Source organism: Alcanivorax sediminis (assembly GCF_009601165.1).
GTDB lineage: Bacteria > Pseudomonadota > Gammaproteobacteria > Pseudomonadales > Alcanivoracaceae > Alcanivorax > Alcanivorax sediminis.
Genome location: NZ_WIRE01000002.1, coordinates 180,744 through 197,641, shown reverse-complemented (window position 1 = coordinate 197,641; position 16,898 = coordinate 180,744). Strand labels below are relative to the sequence as shown.

Below are 16,898 nucleotides of genomic sequence, written 5' to 3'. Positions count from 1 at the left end.
TTGAGCGACCTGCAGCGCGTGTTCAGGCCACCCGGTGAATCGAGGGGGCGTATTGTACCCGTCACTCAGTGGCGTCGTCACCTGTCACGACCGGCGGGATTCCGGTAGCATAGCCGTTTCCCGGCGCCCCGGAGGGGGTGACCGGGGTATTTTGTCTGTTGGAGTCATCATGAGCGATATGCACCCCAGCCTGGCGCTGCGGTTTCGTGGCTTTCTGCCGGTTGTCATCGATGTGGAAACCGGGGGATTCAATGCCAGTACCGATGCCTTGCTGGAAATCGCCGCAGTTCTGATTGATATGGACGCCCAGGGCTATCTTCGCCCTTCCACCCGTATCCAGTTCCACGTCGACCCTTTTCCTGGCGCCAACATTGAGCAGGCGGCTCTGGATTTTACCGGTATCGACCCCCACAACCCGCTACGCGGTGCGGTGACGGAAGACACCGCCCTTAAAGGGGTATTCGAGCCGGTTCGCAAGGCCATCAAGAAGCACGGCTGCAACCGGGCCGTACTGGTGGGCCATAACAGCTTCTTCGATCTGGGCTTTCTCAACGCAGCCGCAGAGCGTAATGAGGTGAAGCGCAACCCGTTCCACCCGTTCTCCAGTTTTGATACTGCCGCACTGGCAGGGCTGGTGTACGGTCAGACCGTGCTGGCCAAGGCATGCGAAGCCGCCGGTATCCGCTTCAGTCAGCGCGAAGCCCACTCCGCCCTCTACGATGCCACCCGCACCGCTGAGCTTTTCTGCTCCATGGTGAACCGCTTCCGCGATCTGGGCGGCTGGCCACCTCCGCCGCCCGGCGAGATGCCGCCAACGCTGGCGAAAGCACTGGATTGAAAAAACGCCTGACGCCTGACGCTGCGCAGTGAGTTGACTCGATTTCCGCGTCAAGCGTCCGGCACCAGGCGTCCAGCGAGCAGGCAAAAAAAAGGCCGCTAAAGAGCGGCCCTTTTTTTGTGCTTGCGCTTTTTACAGCTTGTCTGCGTTACCAGACAGGTACTCGGCAACACCTTCCGGAGAAGCGTTCATGCCGGAATCGCCTTTCTGCCAGCCTGCCGGGCATACTTCGCCGTGCTCTTCGTGGAACTGCAGAGCGTCAACCAGACGAATCAGCTCTTCCATGTTACGACCCAGCGGCAGGTCGTTAACGATCTGGCTGCGCACCACGCCGTTCTGGTCGATCAGGAAAACGCCACGGAAAGCCATGCCGCCTTCGGACTCAACGTCGTAGGACTGGGCAATGGTGTGGTTCATGTCAGCGGCCAGGGTGTATTTAACCGGACCGATACCACCTTCGTTGATAGGCGTGTTACGCCATGCATTGTGGGTAAAGTGGCTGTCGATGGACACACCGATCACTTCCACGCCACGCTCCTTGAAAGCGTCCATGCGGTGATCCAGAGCGATCAACTCGGACGGGCAGACGAAGGTGAAGTCCAGCGGATAGAAGAATACCAGGCCGTACTTGCCCTTGATGGCTTCGGACAGGGTGAATGAGTCAACGATGCTGCCATCGCCCAGTACAGCAGGAACGGTGAAATCCGGTGCGGGCTTACCAACCAGAACGGCCATGTTTTTCTCCTTGAGAGTAGGTTGAACCGGGCGACAACACGCCCCCCGAAAACTGAGCTATATCATGAGGATTACTGGGCGCCATGCAACCGGCTTTGCCACAATTTCCAACCAAGCGGTCATTTTGTAGCCAGCTAGCGCCGAGTTCTGCCCCAGATGACCGTGCCGGTCACCGCCAGAACAATGAGAATCAGCGCTGCCAGATCCATGATCAGCTGCCCCGCCAGCCCGGCGATGCGTCCGGCATGCAGATCCAGCAGGAAGCGCTGCCAGTTCAATGAGGGCGGAACGCTCTGGTTGATCAGTGCCTGCTTCAGCTGGTCTGGCAATGCCACGGCTTCACTGGCTTGCCACGGCCCCTGATGAGGTGACGTAACCAGCTGATCCACATCGAAATTCAGCAGACCCTCTCCTGTATCGAGGACGAGGCTTTTACCATCACCCCCCATGCGAGTGAACGCGGGCAACCCATAGGCCGCACCAATCCGCTCGACCAGCTGCCCATTACCATCCAGCAACAGCATCTCCTGGCCACATCCCACCACCAGCATCCCGTTATGGTCCACCACCCCTTGCAGGGGAGGCGGACAATGCAGGGTATCCTCGCCATCGATATATAGCCGTTCGTTCAGCTGCGCATACCAGCGGTCATTCAGGGAGAAACCGGTGACATCGGAGGGGACCGGAGCGCCATACCAGCGGGCCAGCCACGGCGACATGGGCTGATTGGACCAGCCCAGGGATTCAATGTGATTGAGCAGTACGCCTGTGACGGACAGGACCAGCACCGGCACTGCCACCACCAGACCAAGCCAGCGGTGCCACCGACGCCACTGGCGGGTAGGTTTTCTTACAGCCATCCAGCCCCCTGAATACGGAGAGTTATTCTTGTGGCAGCTGGCTGTCCAGCCACAGTGCCAGCCTGGCGGCACGCTGCAGGGCATTCACCGAAAGCGTTGCACCGGTGATGTTATCGATACCCCGGTCCAGCTTGCCGTTATCCATTGCGGCCTGATCAAACTGGCGGGTAAAGAAGGGGTGTCGCACTTCCCAACCCCGGGATTCCCGATAGATCAGCACTCGCAAGGCGGCAATTCTACCGTCTTTGACGCTGATACCAAGGGTAATGGGATGATCCCGGCCAATCACATTGATCACCCAGGACGATTTCTGGTCAGACAACCAATAGCGCTGACGAAAACCGGGGTCTTCGCCAGACACCGATTCGGCGTCTTTTCGCTGTGCTTCGTCCAGCCACAACATGGCAGGCTTGGGCACAGTCTCATACTGTTCGGACAGGAAATCAGGTACGGAAAGATAAACATCTTCCGCCTGCGCAGAAACAGAAGCGCAGAACAGCAGGGTGAGCAAAGCCCACCCTGCTGCCTTGGCGAACACTCGCATCAACAAGGCTTAGAAGCTCCAGCCGATACCAATGCTGACATTGTCGTCGGCATCGTTGTCTTTGCCATCGGTGTCATAGTGCACATCAGTGTAGTCCGCCTTCAGCGCCACACGGGGAACGATCCAGTAGTTCACACCCGCAGTGCTGTCGGTACGCTCGGTATTTTCAAGATCCGCACCGCCGTCGTTCCAGTCCAGCTCGGTATGACGGGCAAACACACCAAACTTTTCGGTGAGCTTGTAGGAAACTTCCGCCATCAGGCCGCTCTGCTCTTCAGCCGCTTCGACACCGATTTCCTCATCAAACTCCCACTCCGCGTGCTGAATGGTGAAGGTGGCACCGGCAATGCTGTAACGGGCATGGGCTTCAACCAGAACACCGGAAACGGTGTCGAAACCCTGGGCAGCCTGGAATACATCCTGCTGGTACTGAACACTGGCAGCCATATCCAGCCCCGGGATACCGGCATAACGCACACGACCGGTCATGGCGCCCTTGTTACCGTTAGCCTCCGCGACCTTCTGACGACCGCTGCGGATCTTGTTGGGAGTACCACCCGCCTTGAACATGTTCAGGCCAGAGTGACCAGCGATGTCGTAGGTCAGACCGCCACCCAGATCCTGGCTGAACATGGCACCGGCTTCCCACCAGGTCGCGGGCACAATCTTGCTTTCCAGGTTATTACGCTCCACACCGTAGAAAGTATCCGGCTCGTGGGTTTCGTTGAGGATGCCCACCGGCACCAGGAACTGACCCAGTCTCAGCTTGGTATTCGCTGTAGTGTCGATTTCGATGTACGCCTGCTCCAGCTCCACCTCACCCGGCTTGCCCTCACCGGCAAGGCTGTGCTCCAGCTCGAATTCGGAGAAGAAACGCACTTTGTCGTTGTAGTCATAGCCGAAGTACAGCACGTAGCGGTGAGCATCGATCTGGTCGTTGTTGTCGCGCTCGGTGTAGTTGTTGTAGTGAATCTCGCCATAACCACCGATGCTGAGCTTGTCCAGAACATTGCTGGAACCGGAAGTGCCATTTTCTTTCAGGGACTCGATTTCCTGAGCCAGGATATCGATCTGCTTTTGCAGGTCTTCGGCGGACTGCTCAGCCTGAGCAGCAAAAGGTACAGCGGAAATGGCCATGGCCAGAACGGTGCGCTTGAACATGTGTCTTCCTTCCCAAAGTTTGACGATGAACAAATTCAATGGCGCGCACTGTACTGTAAAAACGAATGCAATTGAAACTAATTCTTAATACGGAAAAGGCACACAAACAACAAAAAAGCCCGACATATGCCGGGCTTTTTAGTGTGAATCCAATTCGAGCGAAATTTGTAAAAAAGCTGCGAACTTGATTCAAGTCAAGAAGTGGACTCGTCAGCGTCCTCGGAAGCCTCTTCGACGAGGGTTTTCAGCTGACCGGCCCGGTACATATCCATGATGATATCGCAGCCCCCCACGAGCTCACCCTTCACCCACAACTGCGGATAGGTCGGCCAGTTGGCATACTCTTTCAGGGTCTGGCGAATTTCCGGCGCTTCCAGAATATTCACATACGCGAACGGCTTACCAACGGCGGTCATGGCTTCCACCACCTGGGCGGAGAAACCGCACTGAGGGAACTGGGGCGTACCCTTCATGTAAAGAATTACCGGGTTCTTGCCGATCTGGTCTTTGATGACCTCTAAAACATCCATTACTTCACCTGTATCACGTTAAATGCCGTTGCGTGTGGCTCACAGGCCATCGCGCGATGGCGCATTGTATCATTCATTGGCACCATAACCGCCACCTCCGGGTGAAGCGATTGTCAGGCGATCACCGATTCTGGCCTGCCCCTCATATTTGGGGGGCAGCAGCAGATTGTTCAAGCGGTTTTCCCCCGGCGCCCCCGCCTCGCCGCCCTGCAAGCCCCATGGCCGGTGGCCGCGACGCTCGGTCAGCAGGGTAAAACTGGCCGGCCCAAGGAACTCCAGCTCCCTGACGATGCCGTCACCGCCGCGGTGAAGCCCTGCCCCGCCACTGGCACGCCGAATGCCGTACCGCAGGACGCGCAGAGGGTAATGCGACTCCAGACTCTCAATAGGCGTATTCAGCGTGTTCGTCATGTGGGTATGCACGGCAGACAGCCCCGCTCCGCCCGCATGAGCGCCCGCACCGCCGGCCATGGTTTCGTAATAATCCCAGCCCTGCTCTCCGACCGCCCCCATGGCCACATTATTCATGGTGCCCTGGCTGGCAGCCGGTATCGCCCCGGGAGCGGCCTGTGCCAGTGCCCCGAGTACCACATCCACCACTCTGGAGCTGGTCTCCACGTTACCCGCCGCCACCGCCGCCGGGCGACGCGCATTGAGCAACGACCCCTCCGGCGCGAACAGGCTGATGGGGCGGAAAAGACCGGCACAAGCAGGGACATCATCGTCCATCAGGCAGCGAAAACAGTAGTAGGCCGCTGCCGCGGCCACCGATAACGGACAATTGATGTTGCCCGCCACCTGCGCTGCCGTGCCGGTAAAGTCCAGCGAGGCACTATCGCCCTTAATACGCAGAGTCAGGGCGATGACAATATCCCGCTGTCCCTGACCATCATCATCCATTACGTCCTGGAAGTGATATTCACCATCCGGCAAGGCCGCAATGCGAGCCCGTGCGCGCCTTTCTCCGTAGGCGTTGAGCGCATCAAAAGCCTGCTTCAGCCCCTCCCGACCTGCCGCCAGCTCCCCCAGGCGACGGGCGCCCGCCTCACAGGCACTGGCCTGGGCAGCAAAATCCCCGAACCGGACATTTTCGACCGGGAGAACATTCTCGCCCTGCCCCGTTTGCAACCCGGCCAGGCGGCGGCAGAAAGGGATCTGCCATTGCCCTGCCTGCTTAATCAGGGTGGGCGAAATCACCAGGCCTTCCTGTTCAAGATGGGTGGAGACAGGCATGGAGCCGGGGCTATGGGCACCAATATTGGCATGGTGGGCACGGGTGACCGCGAAGCCGATCAGCTCATCGCCGCAAAATACCGGCGCAACCACGGTCACATCGGGTAGATGGGTCCCTCCCAGGTAGGGATCGTTTACCACCAGCAAATCGCCTTGCGCCCAGCGGCGCCCACTGACCAGGTCGGCCATGGCGTAGGCCATGGAGCCAAGGTGGACGGGAATGTGTGCCGCCTGGGCACAAAGACGCCCCGCTGCATCAAAAATGGCACAGGAGAAATCCAGCCGGTCCTTGATATTGGGTGACAGGGCACTGAGCCGCAGCACCGCCCCCATCTCATCACAGATACCGGAAAGGCGGTTGGCGAAAATACTGAGCTGGACGGGATTCATAAGGCCAATGAATAATTAATAGTGAATAGTTAATAGCTAAAACCATCGACACGGGGCAGTCTGCCGCTGTTCTTCCGGGGCATCAACTATTAACTATTGGCCGGAAACTGCGCTATTATCGGTGATTCCGGCAGCCTTGGGCTGCCGTTTTTTGTTTGAGGCGGATGCTGAACCTTCTGAAAAACCGTTCTGTTCCGTTATTAATCATGCTTTATTAACTATTAATTAGCCTGCTATGTCGCAATATTTGATTCCCACCTACGCTCGTCAGCCAGTGGCGTTTGTGCGCGGTGAAGGGGTGTGGCTGTTCGACGAGAACGGCGACAAGTACATGGATGCCATTTCCGGCATCGCGGTCTGCAACCTGGGACACTGCCATCCGGCGGTGAGCCGAACCCTGGCCGAACAGGCCGGGCAGCTGGTGCATACCTCCAACCTGTACCGAATCCCTGCCCAGGAAGCCCTGGCAGAGCGACTGTGCGAAATCAGCGGCATGCAGGGCGCCTTCTTCTCCAATTCCGGCGCCGAGGCCAACGAAGCCGCCATCAAGATTGCGCGCCTTTACGGCAACCGCAAAGGGATTGCCAAACCTACGGTGATCGTCATGGAGGGCAGCTTCCATGGCCGGACCATGGCCACCCTGTCGGCCACCGGCAACAGCAAGGTTCAGGAAGGCTTTACACCACTGGTGGAAGGCTTTGTCCGTGTGCCGTTCAATGATGTGGCTGCGGTTGAAGCGCTGGCAACCAGCAACGAGATTGTTGCGGTGCTGGTGGAGCCGGTGCAAGGCGAAGGCGGTATCAATATTCCTGATGCGGGTTACCTGCAGGCGCTGCGCCAGCTGTGCGACCAGCAGGACTGGCTATTGATGCTGGATGAAATCCAGTCTGGTAATGGCCGTACCGGCCACTACTTTGCCTGCATGGGCGATGGCGTTCTTCCTGACGTGTTGACCACCGCGAAAGGCCTCGGTAATGGCTTCCCCATTGGGGCCTGCCTGGTCGCCGGCAAGGCCGCCGACGTGTTGAGCCCCGGCACCCATGGCAGTACCTACGGGGGCAACCCTCTTGGCTGTGCCACTGCCCTGACCGTGGTCAACACCCTGACCAATGAGGTAATTGGTGATGTGGCCACCAAAGGAGCGCAACTCAAGGCCGCATTCCAGGCCGCGCTTGCCGACGTCGCCCTGGTGACCGAAATTCGCCAGAAAGGCCTGATGCTCGGCATCCAGCTGGATCGCCCCTGTGGCGAGCTGGTAGCCAGTGCACGGGAGGCCGGCCTGCTGATCAATGTTACCGCTGGTTCGGTGATTCGGTTGCTGCCGCCACTGGTGATCAATGATGCCGAAATGCAAACGCTGGTAGACGGCTTGTCTGCCATCATTCATTCCTTTGCCAACGCACAGGAGGTCGCATGAGCAGGCATTTCCTGACTCTCAATGACCTGACCCCCGACGAGCTGGGCTACCTGGTCCAGCGCGCCATTGAACTGAAGACCATGCTGCGCAATGGCCAGAGCCACGAGCCGCTTAAGGGCAAGACGCTGGGCATGATCTTCGAAAAGTCCTCCACCCGTACCCGGGTGTCTTTTGAAGTGGCCATGACCCAGTTTGGCGGCGCCAGCATTTTCCTGTCGCCCCGCGACACCCAGCTGGGCCGCGGTGAGCCCATCGAAGATTCCGCCCGGGTACTCTCACGCATGGTGGATGCGGTCATGATCCGCACTTTCGATCACGCTACCGTGGAAACCTTTGCTGCACATTCGGCCGTACCCGTGATCAATGCGCTGACCGATGACTTCCACCCCTGTCAGCTCCTGGCCGACATGCAGACGTTTGTCGAGCACCGCGGCAACATTCAGGGCAAGAAAGTGGTCTGGGTAGGCGATGGCAACAACATGTGTGCCAGCTACATGAACGCAGCCCGCCAGTTTGATTTTGAGCTGGTGATCAGCTGCCCCAGCGGCTTCACACCGGATGACGATCTGCTGGCGCGCTGCACTGATCGCGTGACGCTGCAACCCGACGTCCGCGAAGCCGTCAAGGGTGCCCACCTGGTGGTCACCGATGTATGGGCCTCCATGGGCCAGGAAGACGAGCAACAGGCGCGCATGAGTGCTTTCGAGGGTTATCAGGTCACTCCTGAGCTGATGGATCTGGCCGATCCGGAAGCCCTGTTCATGCACTGCCTGCCCGCCCATCGCGGTGAAGAAGTCAGCCATGAAATGATGGAAGATCCCCGCGCGGTGGTCTGGGACGAAGCAGAGAACCGTCTGCATGCCCAGAAAGCCTTGCTGGAATTCCTGCTCACGGGTCAGCACTGAACAACGCCTGCACGCACCACGCGATGCGCAACATGGAAAGCCTGTCGCGTGCCGCGTGAAGCTGGAGCGTACTGCCAATGAAAGACTCGCTACTCAGCATCGAGAACCTGACTTGCGGCTATCATCAGCAAGCGGTGGTAAAAAGCCTCAGCCTGACGCTGGCAGCCGGAGAAATTGCCTGCCTGCTTGGCCCCAGCGGCTGCGGCAAGACCACCACCCTGCGAGCTATAGCCGGTCTGGAGCCGGTTACCGGCGGCAGTATCCGCATCCAGGGCAAGCTGGTGTCGTCAGACAGCCTGCAACTCCCCCCCGAACAACGTGGTCTAGGCATGGTGTTCCAGGAGCATGCCCTGTTTCCACACCTGACTGTCGCAGACAACGTGGCTTTCGGTTTGCGCAAACTGTCTGCGGATGAAAAGCGTCGACGTGTCAGTGAGTGTCTTGGGCGAGTGCGCCTGCAAGGCATGGAGCAACGTTACCCACACGAGCTATCCGGTGGTCAGCAGCAGCGGGTAGCACTGGCCCGGGCCCTGGCGCCTCGCCCTGCCCTGTTGCTACTGGACGAGCCCTTTGCCAGCCTGGATCTGGATCTTCGCCGTCAACTGGCCCGCGAGCTAGGCGATATTCTCCGGGAAGAAAATGTGACCGCCCTGATGGTCACCCATGACCAGGAAGAAGCCTTCGCACTGGCTGACCGGGTCGGCGTGATGCAAAGCGGCCAGCTCGAGCAGTGGGATACCCCCTACAATATTTATCATGCCCCGGCGAATCGCTTCGTGGCGGAGTTTGCCGGCTATGGCGCATTCTTGCGTGGTGAAGTCACCGATCAGCATAGCGTCAGAACCAGCCTCGGCGAGCTCACTGGCCGACATCAGGACAATCTGGCCCCGGGCACGACTGTCGACGTTCTGTTGCGCCCGGAAGACATCGTCGCCGACGAAACCGCCACCCTGGCCCTTCCTGTTACCCGCCGCCAGTTCACTGGCGCCAGCATTCTCTACCACCTGCGCGTCAGCGCCTCAGAAACCCTGCTTTGCCAGACTGACAGCCACACCAACGTGCTGGAAGGCGATACCTTGCATGTACGGCTGGGGACGAAGCACCTGGTTTCCTTTGCAATTAACAATGAATAACCCGCGCTGAACAGGACACATCTATAAACGCAAAAGGCCGCGCCCAGACTCTGGATGCGGCCTTTTGCGATCATGTAACCCACTACCGTCGATCGCGAGCTATCAATTATTCACTGTTCACCATTGATAGCTTTCTACGCCACCTGGCTCTGATTGCGCCCTGAGGTCTTGGCCTTGTAAAGGCCCTTGTCCGCCCGATTCAGTACGTCTTCAATGGATTCATTGTCACGGTATCCCGCCACTCCCACCGAGAGGCTCACCGTGGCCGGACCACCTTCCTGGGCGAAGGCTTCCTGGCTCCAACGCTTGCGTAAACGTTCCGCCACCTGCAGCGCGCCCTGTTCGGTGCTCTGGGGAAGAATCAACAGAAACTCTTCGCCGCCCAGGCGACCAAAATAATCGCCATCGCGCATGTCGGCCAATACCACCTGGGAGAAGCGGCGCAATACGCGATCACCCCATTCATGGCCAAAATGATCATTAATCAGTTTGAAGTGATCCAGATCCACGTAACAGAGTGAAAACGGTACGCGTTTACGATCCGCCAACGCCTTCTGCCGATCCAGTATCTCCAGCAAATGACGGCGGTTGAAGAGCCCGGTAAGGTCATCGCGAATAGCCATTTCCCGAACCTGCTCGAGCCCCTTTGCCAGTTCCCGGTTCTTTTCAGCCAGGTCTTTTTTCAATCGGTTAATGCCGCCGCCGGTAATCGCAAAGCTGACGCCAATCATGCTGAAAACCAGCCACTGCAATGCTTCCACGGAAAAACTTAACTGCACCCAGCGATCATCCAGCGCCAGCCACAGCATAATGGCATAGGCGGCACTGGAGAGAATTGCCACCCCCACCATGACCTTGCCGCTGAGCTGAAACGAGACCAGCAACAGAATGGCAAAAAACAGCGTCACCACGCTGAGCCGAAACTCATCCACGTAGTACCCCGAAACGGCAAACACGACGATGCAGTAAAGAATCAACGGCAGGGACAGAGAGGGATCCTTGAAACGCAGGGTCAGGCCACTGGCCAGCAGCAAAAGATAAGCCAGCATGGAGACCCATACACCAGCCAGCAGAAACAGGCCGGTTTCCGCTGAAACCAGGAAGGCCCCCATGCGGTAGTAAACCAGGCACAATAAGGTATGCATGGCCATGATCGCCAACACTGAACGACCATGGCGTTTGAGCAGCCGCCTTTCATTGAGGGTCAGATTCTCTGCCTGACGCAGCTCACTGTTCATTACGGGACCCCACCACCAATTTATCCCGGCCGCTTTCCTTGGCGCGATACAACGCCTCATCCGCTCTGCGGATAACCTGGGCAGGCGTTTCACCCTGCGCCAACATGGCCAACCCGGCAGACAGGGTAACATTGAGCTCCGGCGCTTCCGCGAAACGCTGGCTACGCATGCCCATCAGGATACCCTCCACCAAATGGCAGGCTTCCTGTTGATCACTGACCGGCAGCACCAGCATAAACTCTTCTCCTCCAAGCCGGGCAGCGAAATCCTGACCGCCAAGATGACGCGACACGACCTCGGCAAAACGCTGCAATACGAGGTCACCCACACCGTGACCATAACCATCATTGATGCGCTTGAAGAAATCCAGATCTGCATACACTACAGCGAGCGAGAAGGCACCGCGGGACGCCTGGCCACAGGCCTTGGACAGTAGTTCCATGGCATGTCTGCGACGATAAAAGCCGGTCAGCTCGTCTTTCACCGCCATATCATGGATGCGCTCTACCACTTCGGCCAGCTGGCTGTTTCGTTTACTCAACAGGCTGCGGATAGTAGAGATTTCGGCGGCCAGCAGCGCCACCGCCATGACCATGACGGCAAACAGACCCCACTGGATCCATTCTCCCTGCACGTCAACCGCTTCTGGCCAGTACAGCCAGACGATTCCCAACACGATGGCGTAACCCACCACGCAGTAAATCGCCAGGAAAATGAACTGACGCAATGAGGCCTGCAATACACCCAGTTGAACAATGGCAAAGAAGATCAGCATGACACACAGGCGGGCCTGATCCACGACCGCTGCCGTCACAAGCAGGCCGGTGGTCGACCAGATCATCAACGGCAGGATCATGGCGGGCTCAGCCAGACGGCGATTGAGCCCCAGCAACATGAAGGTCACAAACAGGGCGTGGCCCGCCCAGATGATGGCAAACAGGGAAATAAACAGGGAGTCCCCACCCCGGAAAAAGTCCAGCTGCAGCGCAATCCAGCAAAGCAGGGTATGGGCACTGCCTCCCATAATGATCGCAAACAGCACGCGGCGGACGCGTTGTGACTGCAGGGTTGCCGGATGCAAGGATAAAGACTGGTCCATTCGGGTACCTGATGTTGCACAGCCGGCCCACCCTCTTAATGGCTGCGCATGGTGACTATTTAGTATTATTCTTTCCAAGAATTTAATACTAAATGGCTACTCCGTCACAGTTTCACTGTCGAGCCAAACAGACCGCCCATCGCTTAATGGATGGCATAACACCGGCAAGCTTATGATTTTCTGATCAAATTCCGCTCAGCCCTCTACTCCTTGCAGACCCTTGCTACCGCATCGCGCCACCCAGCGTAACGACGCTGACGCTCCTCTTCTTCCAGATCCGGGGTGAACTCCCGCTCACAACGCCACTGCCCTGCAATCGCTTCCAGCGATGAATATAGCCCACAGCCAAGACCTGCCAGGTAGGCCGCACCCAGTGCCGTTGTCTCCGTCACTACCGGGCGATCCACACAGACACCCAGCACATCCGACAGTGTCTGGCTGAGCCAATTGTTCACCACCATCCCACCATCCACACGCAGGGTGGTCGGGCGTGTACCGCAATCGGCGGCCATGGCATCAAGAAGGTCTCGAGACTGATAGCACACGGCCTCAAGCCCTGCGGTCACCACCTCGGCAATACCCGTATCACGGGTGAGCCCCAGCAGGGCGCCGCGGGCATGGGGGTCCCACCAGGGAGCGCCGAGACCGGTGAACGCAGGCACCAGGTAAACGCCACCAGCCGAGCCCACCCGGCGCGCCAGCGCTTCGGTTTCACTGGCATCAGAGATCAGATTCAGGCCATCACGAAGCCACTGAATTGCCGCACCGGCGACAAAGATGGAGCCTTCCAGCGCATAGGTCGTCTTGCCATTGAGCCGGTATCCCACTGTGGTCAGCAGACGATTCTGCGAGGTCACCGCTTCCCCGGTATTCATCACCATGAAGCAGCCCGTACCGTAAGTGCTCTTGACCATGCCAGGAGAGAAACAGGCCTGGCCCACCAGCGCCGCCTGCTGATCTCCGGCAATGCCCGACACAGGAACCGCAGCGCCCAGCAGCTCCGGGCAGGTCATCCCGAAATCTCCCGCACTATCACGCACATCCGGCAAGACACTGGCAGGCACATTGAACAGCGCCAGCAACTCATCATCCCAGCACTGTTCATGGATATTGAACATCAGGGTCCGCGAGGCGTTGGTGGCATCAGTGGCATGCACCTTGCCGCGGGTCAGCTGCCACAGCAGCCAGCTATCAATGGTGCCGAACGCCAGCTCACCGGCCTCGGCCCGCTGACGGGCACCGGGCACATTGTCCAGCAACCAAGCCAGCTTGGTGGCTGAAAAATAAGGATCCAGCAGCAAGCCCGTTTTGGCTCGCACAGCCTCTTCGTGCCCTGCTTCGCGAAGGGTCTGGCAGGTGGCGGCGGTTCGGCGATCCTGCCAAACGATGGCCTTCGCGAGAGGATCACCGGTTTCCCGATCCCACAACACAGTGGTCTCTCGCTGGTTGGTGATTCCGATAGCCGAGAGCTCCTGCGCTTCAATGTGGGCATTGCGCAATGCTTCCCGGCACAGGCTCAGGGTATCGTTCCAGATTTCCTTCGCATCGTGTTCCACCCAGCCATCCTTGGGGAAATGCTGGCGAAATTCTTTCTGGGCCTGCCCGATTGCACGGCCCTGATCATCAAACACAATCGCACGGGAACTGGTCGTACCCTGATCAATGGAAAGAATATATGACATGGCTCAGCTAACCCTGTTATCAGTATTGGAGGCTGGATCAGACAGACGTACCAGCGACATCGGGGGCGCGTATTTTATCCGAACGCCCCGGCACAGATTGCACCATAACGGACAATGTTATGGACAAAGCGGGACGCCCAACGCCAGGAATGCGTTGAAAGTTCAAAGTTGAAAGTTGAAACGCGGATCAGGTCGCCGGGGTTTGCTTTTCTTTGCCCGCGATTAACGGCAAGTGCGCGGGCACGGCCTCTCAAAACCGAACGCATTGGTCGTGCTCTTCAACTTTGAACTTTCAACTCAAAACTCGCAGCTTCAATTTACCCGCCCCAGCACGTGCTGGCCCTGCTGAGTGGCTGGCAGGGTGACGGTGAACCGGGCCCCGCCTTCCGGACTCTCTTCCACCCGAATTTCACCACCATGCCAGTCCACAATACGTTTCACGATGGAAAGCCCCAGCCCGTATCCTCCGCTGGCGCGGTGGCGGCTTTTATCCAGTCGCGCAAACGGCTTGAAAACCCGTTCGCGCTCATGCTCCGGAATGCCCGGGCCGTTATCGTCCACATGAATAATGACCCGGCCGTCCGCTTCATGAACCCGCATGACAATATTGGAGCCCGCATAGCGGAGGGCATTGGTCACCAGGTTTTGCAGCACACGGTGCAGGTAGCGTTCTTCCGCTTCCACCTCCAGAGCTGGCACATCACTTTCCACCCTGATCGTGGTCTCACCACGAATGGTTTCCAGCTCGTCTCTCAGCTGCTCACACAGCTCGACCACATGCACAGGCCTGAACTCGATGTTGGGTGTGCCCTGCTCCAGGCGTGCGTAGGTCAGGATTTCATCGATCAACTGATCAAGCTGCTCAATGTCATGATCCAGCGCATTGAGCTTTTCCCGGCGCAGCTCTGCCGATTCGATATCGGCCAGCATCTCAAGACCAAAACGCAAGCGCGCCACCGGCGTTCGCAGTTCATGGCTCACTGCCCGTGTCATCTCCCGCTGGGATTCAATCAACCGACGAATGTGCGCCGTCATGCCATTGAACGTCGCCGCCACCTGACCGATGGCATCGGAGCCCTCGATATTGGCGTAGGCACCAAGATCACCGGAACCCAATTGGCTTACTGCACGGTCCAGCTGTTTAAGACGGCGCTGCAACGGGCTCACTTGCAGGTAGGTTGCCATGGCCACGGCCAACAGACTCAGCACGCCAGCCACCAGCAACAACTCGATGGGGAATTGATCAAACAGTGTGAGTGGTCCAATCACCAACAGCTTGCCGGTTTCAGCCACTGGGGCATAAATACGGATACTGGAATCACTACGGGTGCTGTCATCAAGGGCAATAACCACTTCGCGGCGATTCAGCCGCTGCTCCTGCTCCGCGTCCAGCTCCTGGGCGGCACGATCCACCATGGCCAGATCATAGCCAAAGTGCTGTTGCAGGACGGCAAGCGCGTCTTCCCACTGCTCCTCAGGGAAGTGCGAGAGATGATTCAGGATCAGCACTGCGGTGGCCCGCGCCTGCTGTTCTGACACCTTGGTCATGCGGGTAACGATATACGCATCTTCACCGGGCAACTGGAACAGGATGTCGGCAAAACCTTCTGACTCGTTCAGCCGCATCACCACCAGGCCTTCGCTCAGGTGAAGTTCCTCGCGGTAACCAAGATTGAGCGTCTCGGAATCCTTGAGACTGATCGGCGCACCGAACAGCTGGGATAGCACCTTGCTCCAGCGGTCCCGCTCTTCAGACTCATAGCGCTGGTATCCCTCTGCCATCAGATAGAAGGTACCCCGCGCCATCTCTTCGCGGTAAATATCGGAACGATATTGGTTGACCAGCTGCACGGAGGCATAGGTGATGGCGCCGATGAAACACAGCGCCAGCAACAGCCCTCCATAGAGCCGCAGAAAAATACTATTCAAAGGTCACCCAGCGTCACGACGCGGCAGGGTGTCAGGCCGCGCCGATTTCCTTGACGAACAAATAGCCCTTGGAGCGTACCGTCTTGATACGCTTCGGGTTTTCCGGATCATCGCCCACCTTGGGACGAATACGGGAAATCCGCACGTCGATGGAGCGATCCTGTCCATCGTACTGAATGCCGCGCAATTTCTCGAAAATGGTTTCTCGCGACAGCACAGTGCCGGCATTGGAGGCCAGCAGCCAGAGCAGATCATATTCAGCACTGGTCAGGTCCACCGACTCACCCGCCAGGGTCACTTCCCGGGCAGAGTTGTCAATCACCAGAGCACCGAACTCCAGACGAGCCGGAGAGTTGTCTCGCTCGTTATCGGTTTCTACCCTGCGCAGCAGGGCACGAATCCGGGCCAGCAACACACGTGGCTTTACCGGTTTGGCGACATAATCGTCTGCCCCCATCTCCAGCCCCAGCACCTGGTCCATGTCATCCGTTCGCGCGGTGAGCATCAGGATAGGATTCTTGTAGGCACTACGTACTTCGCGGCATACCGTCAGGCCATCAGCGCCCGGCAGCATGAGATCCAGCACCACCAGGTCCGGCTGTTCAGCCCGGATGCGACGAATCGCCTCTTCACCGTCGCTGACGACAGTGACATCCAGACCGTTGGCTTGAAGATATTCACAGGTTAGATCGGCAAGACGTTCGTCATCTTCCACGATCATGATGGCTGGCGGGTTATCCTGCACCGTTGTCATCCCGTCCTTATCCTTGTTGATTTGTATCGTTATTGTCGTTTCCTGTCAGGACCAACCCGGTCACTGTCAAAAACGTATCCCTATCGCACGTTTATACGCATACGCACTGCCCACGGCAACCATGTAAACGTCGCATCTCTGTTCGAACATAGTTCACATACACTTTTTTACGTTGACAAACACAATATCTAGTAACGGCTCGCACCGCAGCGGTGCCTGAAAAATGCACCCACATTGCTCCACAAGTTATCCACAAAATTTCCCCAGCCGAAGTGCTTGCAAATCCGGGGGAGCAACTATAACTTGTACTGAACTTGAGCGGCGACCCCAACATATTGGGTTTCCATCACACCGCCGCCTCCCGATCGTCAGACAAACCAAGATGGGGAAAAGTGCCGGCTGATCAGCGATTTAGCTGCAAGTCAGCACTGAAGGAGCGAGGTGACGTCA

General features: G+C 57.9%; 15 protein-coding genes. 4 read left to right on the top strand and 11 right to left on the bottom strand.

Going from position 1 to position 16,898, the window contains the following annotated elements:
- The first annotated feature begins 169 nt into the window (after positions 1 to 169).
- On the top strand, positions 170 to 838 hold the full coding sequence (gene rnt / locus GFN93_RS15230) for a ribonuclease T (protein WP_153502176.1): 669 nt from the start codon (positions 170 to 172) through the stop codon (positions 836 to 838).
- A 132-nt stretch (positions 839 to 970) separates the two neighbouring features.
- Here rnt and GFN93_RS15225 read toward each other — a convergent pair whose 3' ends face one another.
- The 6 genes from GFN93_RS15225 to GFN93_RS15200 all read right to left on the bottom strand — a co-directional run bounded on the left by GFN93_RS15225 (position 971) and on the right by GFN93_RS15200 (position 6,291).
- Positions 971 to 1,573: a peroxiredoxin gene (locus tag GFN93_RS15225; protein ID WP_035231342.1), complete on the bottom strand. Its 603-nt coding sequence runs from the start codon at positions 1,571 to 1,573 to the stop codon at positions 971 to 973.
- 134 nt (positions 1,574 to 1,707) lie between these two features.
- Positions 1,708 to 2,433 carry a PepSY domain-containing protein gene (locus tag GFN93_RS15220; protein ID WP_194285828.1) on the bottom strand — a complete coding sequence of 242 codons (726 nt, stop codon included), beginning with the start codon at positions 2,431 to 2,433 and terminating at the stop codon, positions 1,708 to 1,710.
- Between the two features lie 22 nt (positions 2,434 to 2,455).
- A complete protein-coding gene (locus tag GFN93_RS15215; RefSeq protein WP_235902095.1) occupies positions 2,456 to 2,977 on the bottom strand; it encodes an FMN-binding protein in 522 nt (173 codons plus the stop codon).
- 9 nt (positions 2,978 to 2,986) lie between these two features.
- Positions 2,987 to 4,138 (bottom strand): porin, encoded by a 1,152-nt coding sequence (locus GFN93_RS15210; protein WP_153502173.1) that lies wholly within the window; start codon positions 4,136 to 4,138, stop codon positions 2,987 to 2,989.
- Between the two features lie 194 nt (positions 4,139 to 4,332).
- Positions 4,333 to 4,668: a Grx4 family monothiol glutaredoxin gene (gene grxD, locus GFN93_RS15205; protein ID WP_153502172.1), complete on the bottom strand. Its 336-nt coding sequence runs from the start codon at positions 4,666 to 4,668 to the stop codon at positions 4,333 to 4,335.
- 69 nt (positions 4,669 to 4,737) lie between these two features.
- Positions 4,738 to 6,291 (bottom strand): hydantoinase B/oxoprolinase family protein, encoded by a 1,554-nt coding sequence (locus GFN93_RS15200; protein ID WP_153502171.1) that lies wholly within the window; start codon positions 6,289 to 6,291, stop codon positions 4,738 to 4,740.
- A 235-nt stretch (positions 6,292 to 6,526) separates the two neighbouring features.
- On the opposite strand from GFN93_RS15200, the gene GFN93_RS15195 reads away from it, so the two are divergent.
- The 3 genes from GFN93_RS15195 (at position 6,527) to GFN93_RS15185 (ending at position 9,746) form a co-directional block, all read left to right on the top strand.
- Positions 6,527 to 7,708, top strand: coding sequence for an aspartate aminotransferase family protein (locus tag GFN93_RS15195; RefSeq protein ID WP_153502170.1), 1,182 nt, complete (start codon positions 6,527 to 6,529; stop codon positions 7,706 to 7,708).
- The gene (argF, locus tag GFN93_RS15190) at positions 7,705 to 8,613 is read left to right on the top strand and encodes an ornithine carbamoyltransferase (protein WP_153502169.1); all 909 of its coding nucleotides are present in this window, start codon (positions 7,705 to 7,707) and stop codon (positions 8,611 to 8,613) included. Before GFN93_RS15195 ends, argF begins: the two co-directional genes overlap by 4 nt.
- A gap of 77 nt (positions 8,614 to 8,690) precedes the next feature.
- Complete coding sequence (locus tag GFN93_RS15185) at positions 8,691 to 9,746, top strand: ABC transporter ATP-binding protein (protein WP_153502168.1); 1,056 nt, start codon at positions 8,691 to 8,693, stop codon at positions 9,744 to 9,746.
- A gap of 134 nt (positions 9,747 to 9,880) precedes the next feature.
- Here GFN93_RS15185 and GFN93_RS15180 read toward each other — a convergent pair whose 3' ends face one another.
- From GFN93_RS15180 to GFN93_RS15160, 5 genes are all read right to left on the bottom strand, one after another.
- Entirely contained in the window at positions 9,881 to 10,984 is a 1,104-nt protein-coding gene (locus GFN93_RS15180; protein ID WP_153502167.1) for a GGDEF domain-containing protein, read from the bottom strand.
- Positions 10,974 to 12,083 carry a GGDEF domain-containing protein gene (locus GFN93_RS15175; RefSeq protein ID WP_153502166.1) on the bottom strand — a complete coding sequence of 370 codons (1,110 nt, stop codon included), beginning with the start codon at positions 12,081 to 12,083 and terminating at the stop codon, positions 10,974 to 10,976. Before GFN93_RS15175 ends, GFN93_RS15180 begins: the two co-directional genes overlap by 11 nt.
- Positions 12,084 to 12,286: 203 nt before the next feature.
- Entirely contained in the window at positions 12,287 to 13,765 is a 1,479-nt protein-coding gene (gene glpK / locus GFN93_RS15170) for a glycerol kinase GlpK (RefSeq protein WP_153502165.1), read from the bottom strand.
- Between the two features lie 312 nt (positions 13,766 to 14,077).
- Positions 14,078 to 15,694 (bottom strand): ATP-binding protein, encoded by a 1,617-nt coding sequence (locus GFN93_RS15165; RefSeq protein ID WP_153502164.1) that lies wholly within the window; start codon positions 15,692 to 15,694, stop codon positions 14,078 to 14,080.
- A gap of 31 nt (positions 15,695 to 15,725) precedes the next feature.
- A complete protein-coding gene (locus tag GFN93_RS15160; protein WP_035231354.1) occupies positions 15,726 to 16,448 on the bottom strand; it encodes a response regulator in 723 nt (240 codons plus the stop codon).
- Between the last annotated feature and the right edge of the window lie 450 nt (positions 16,449 to 16,898).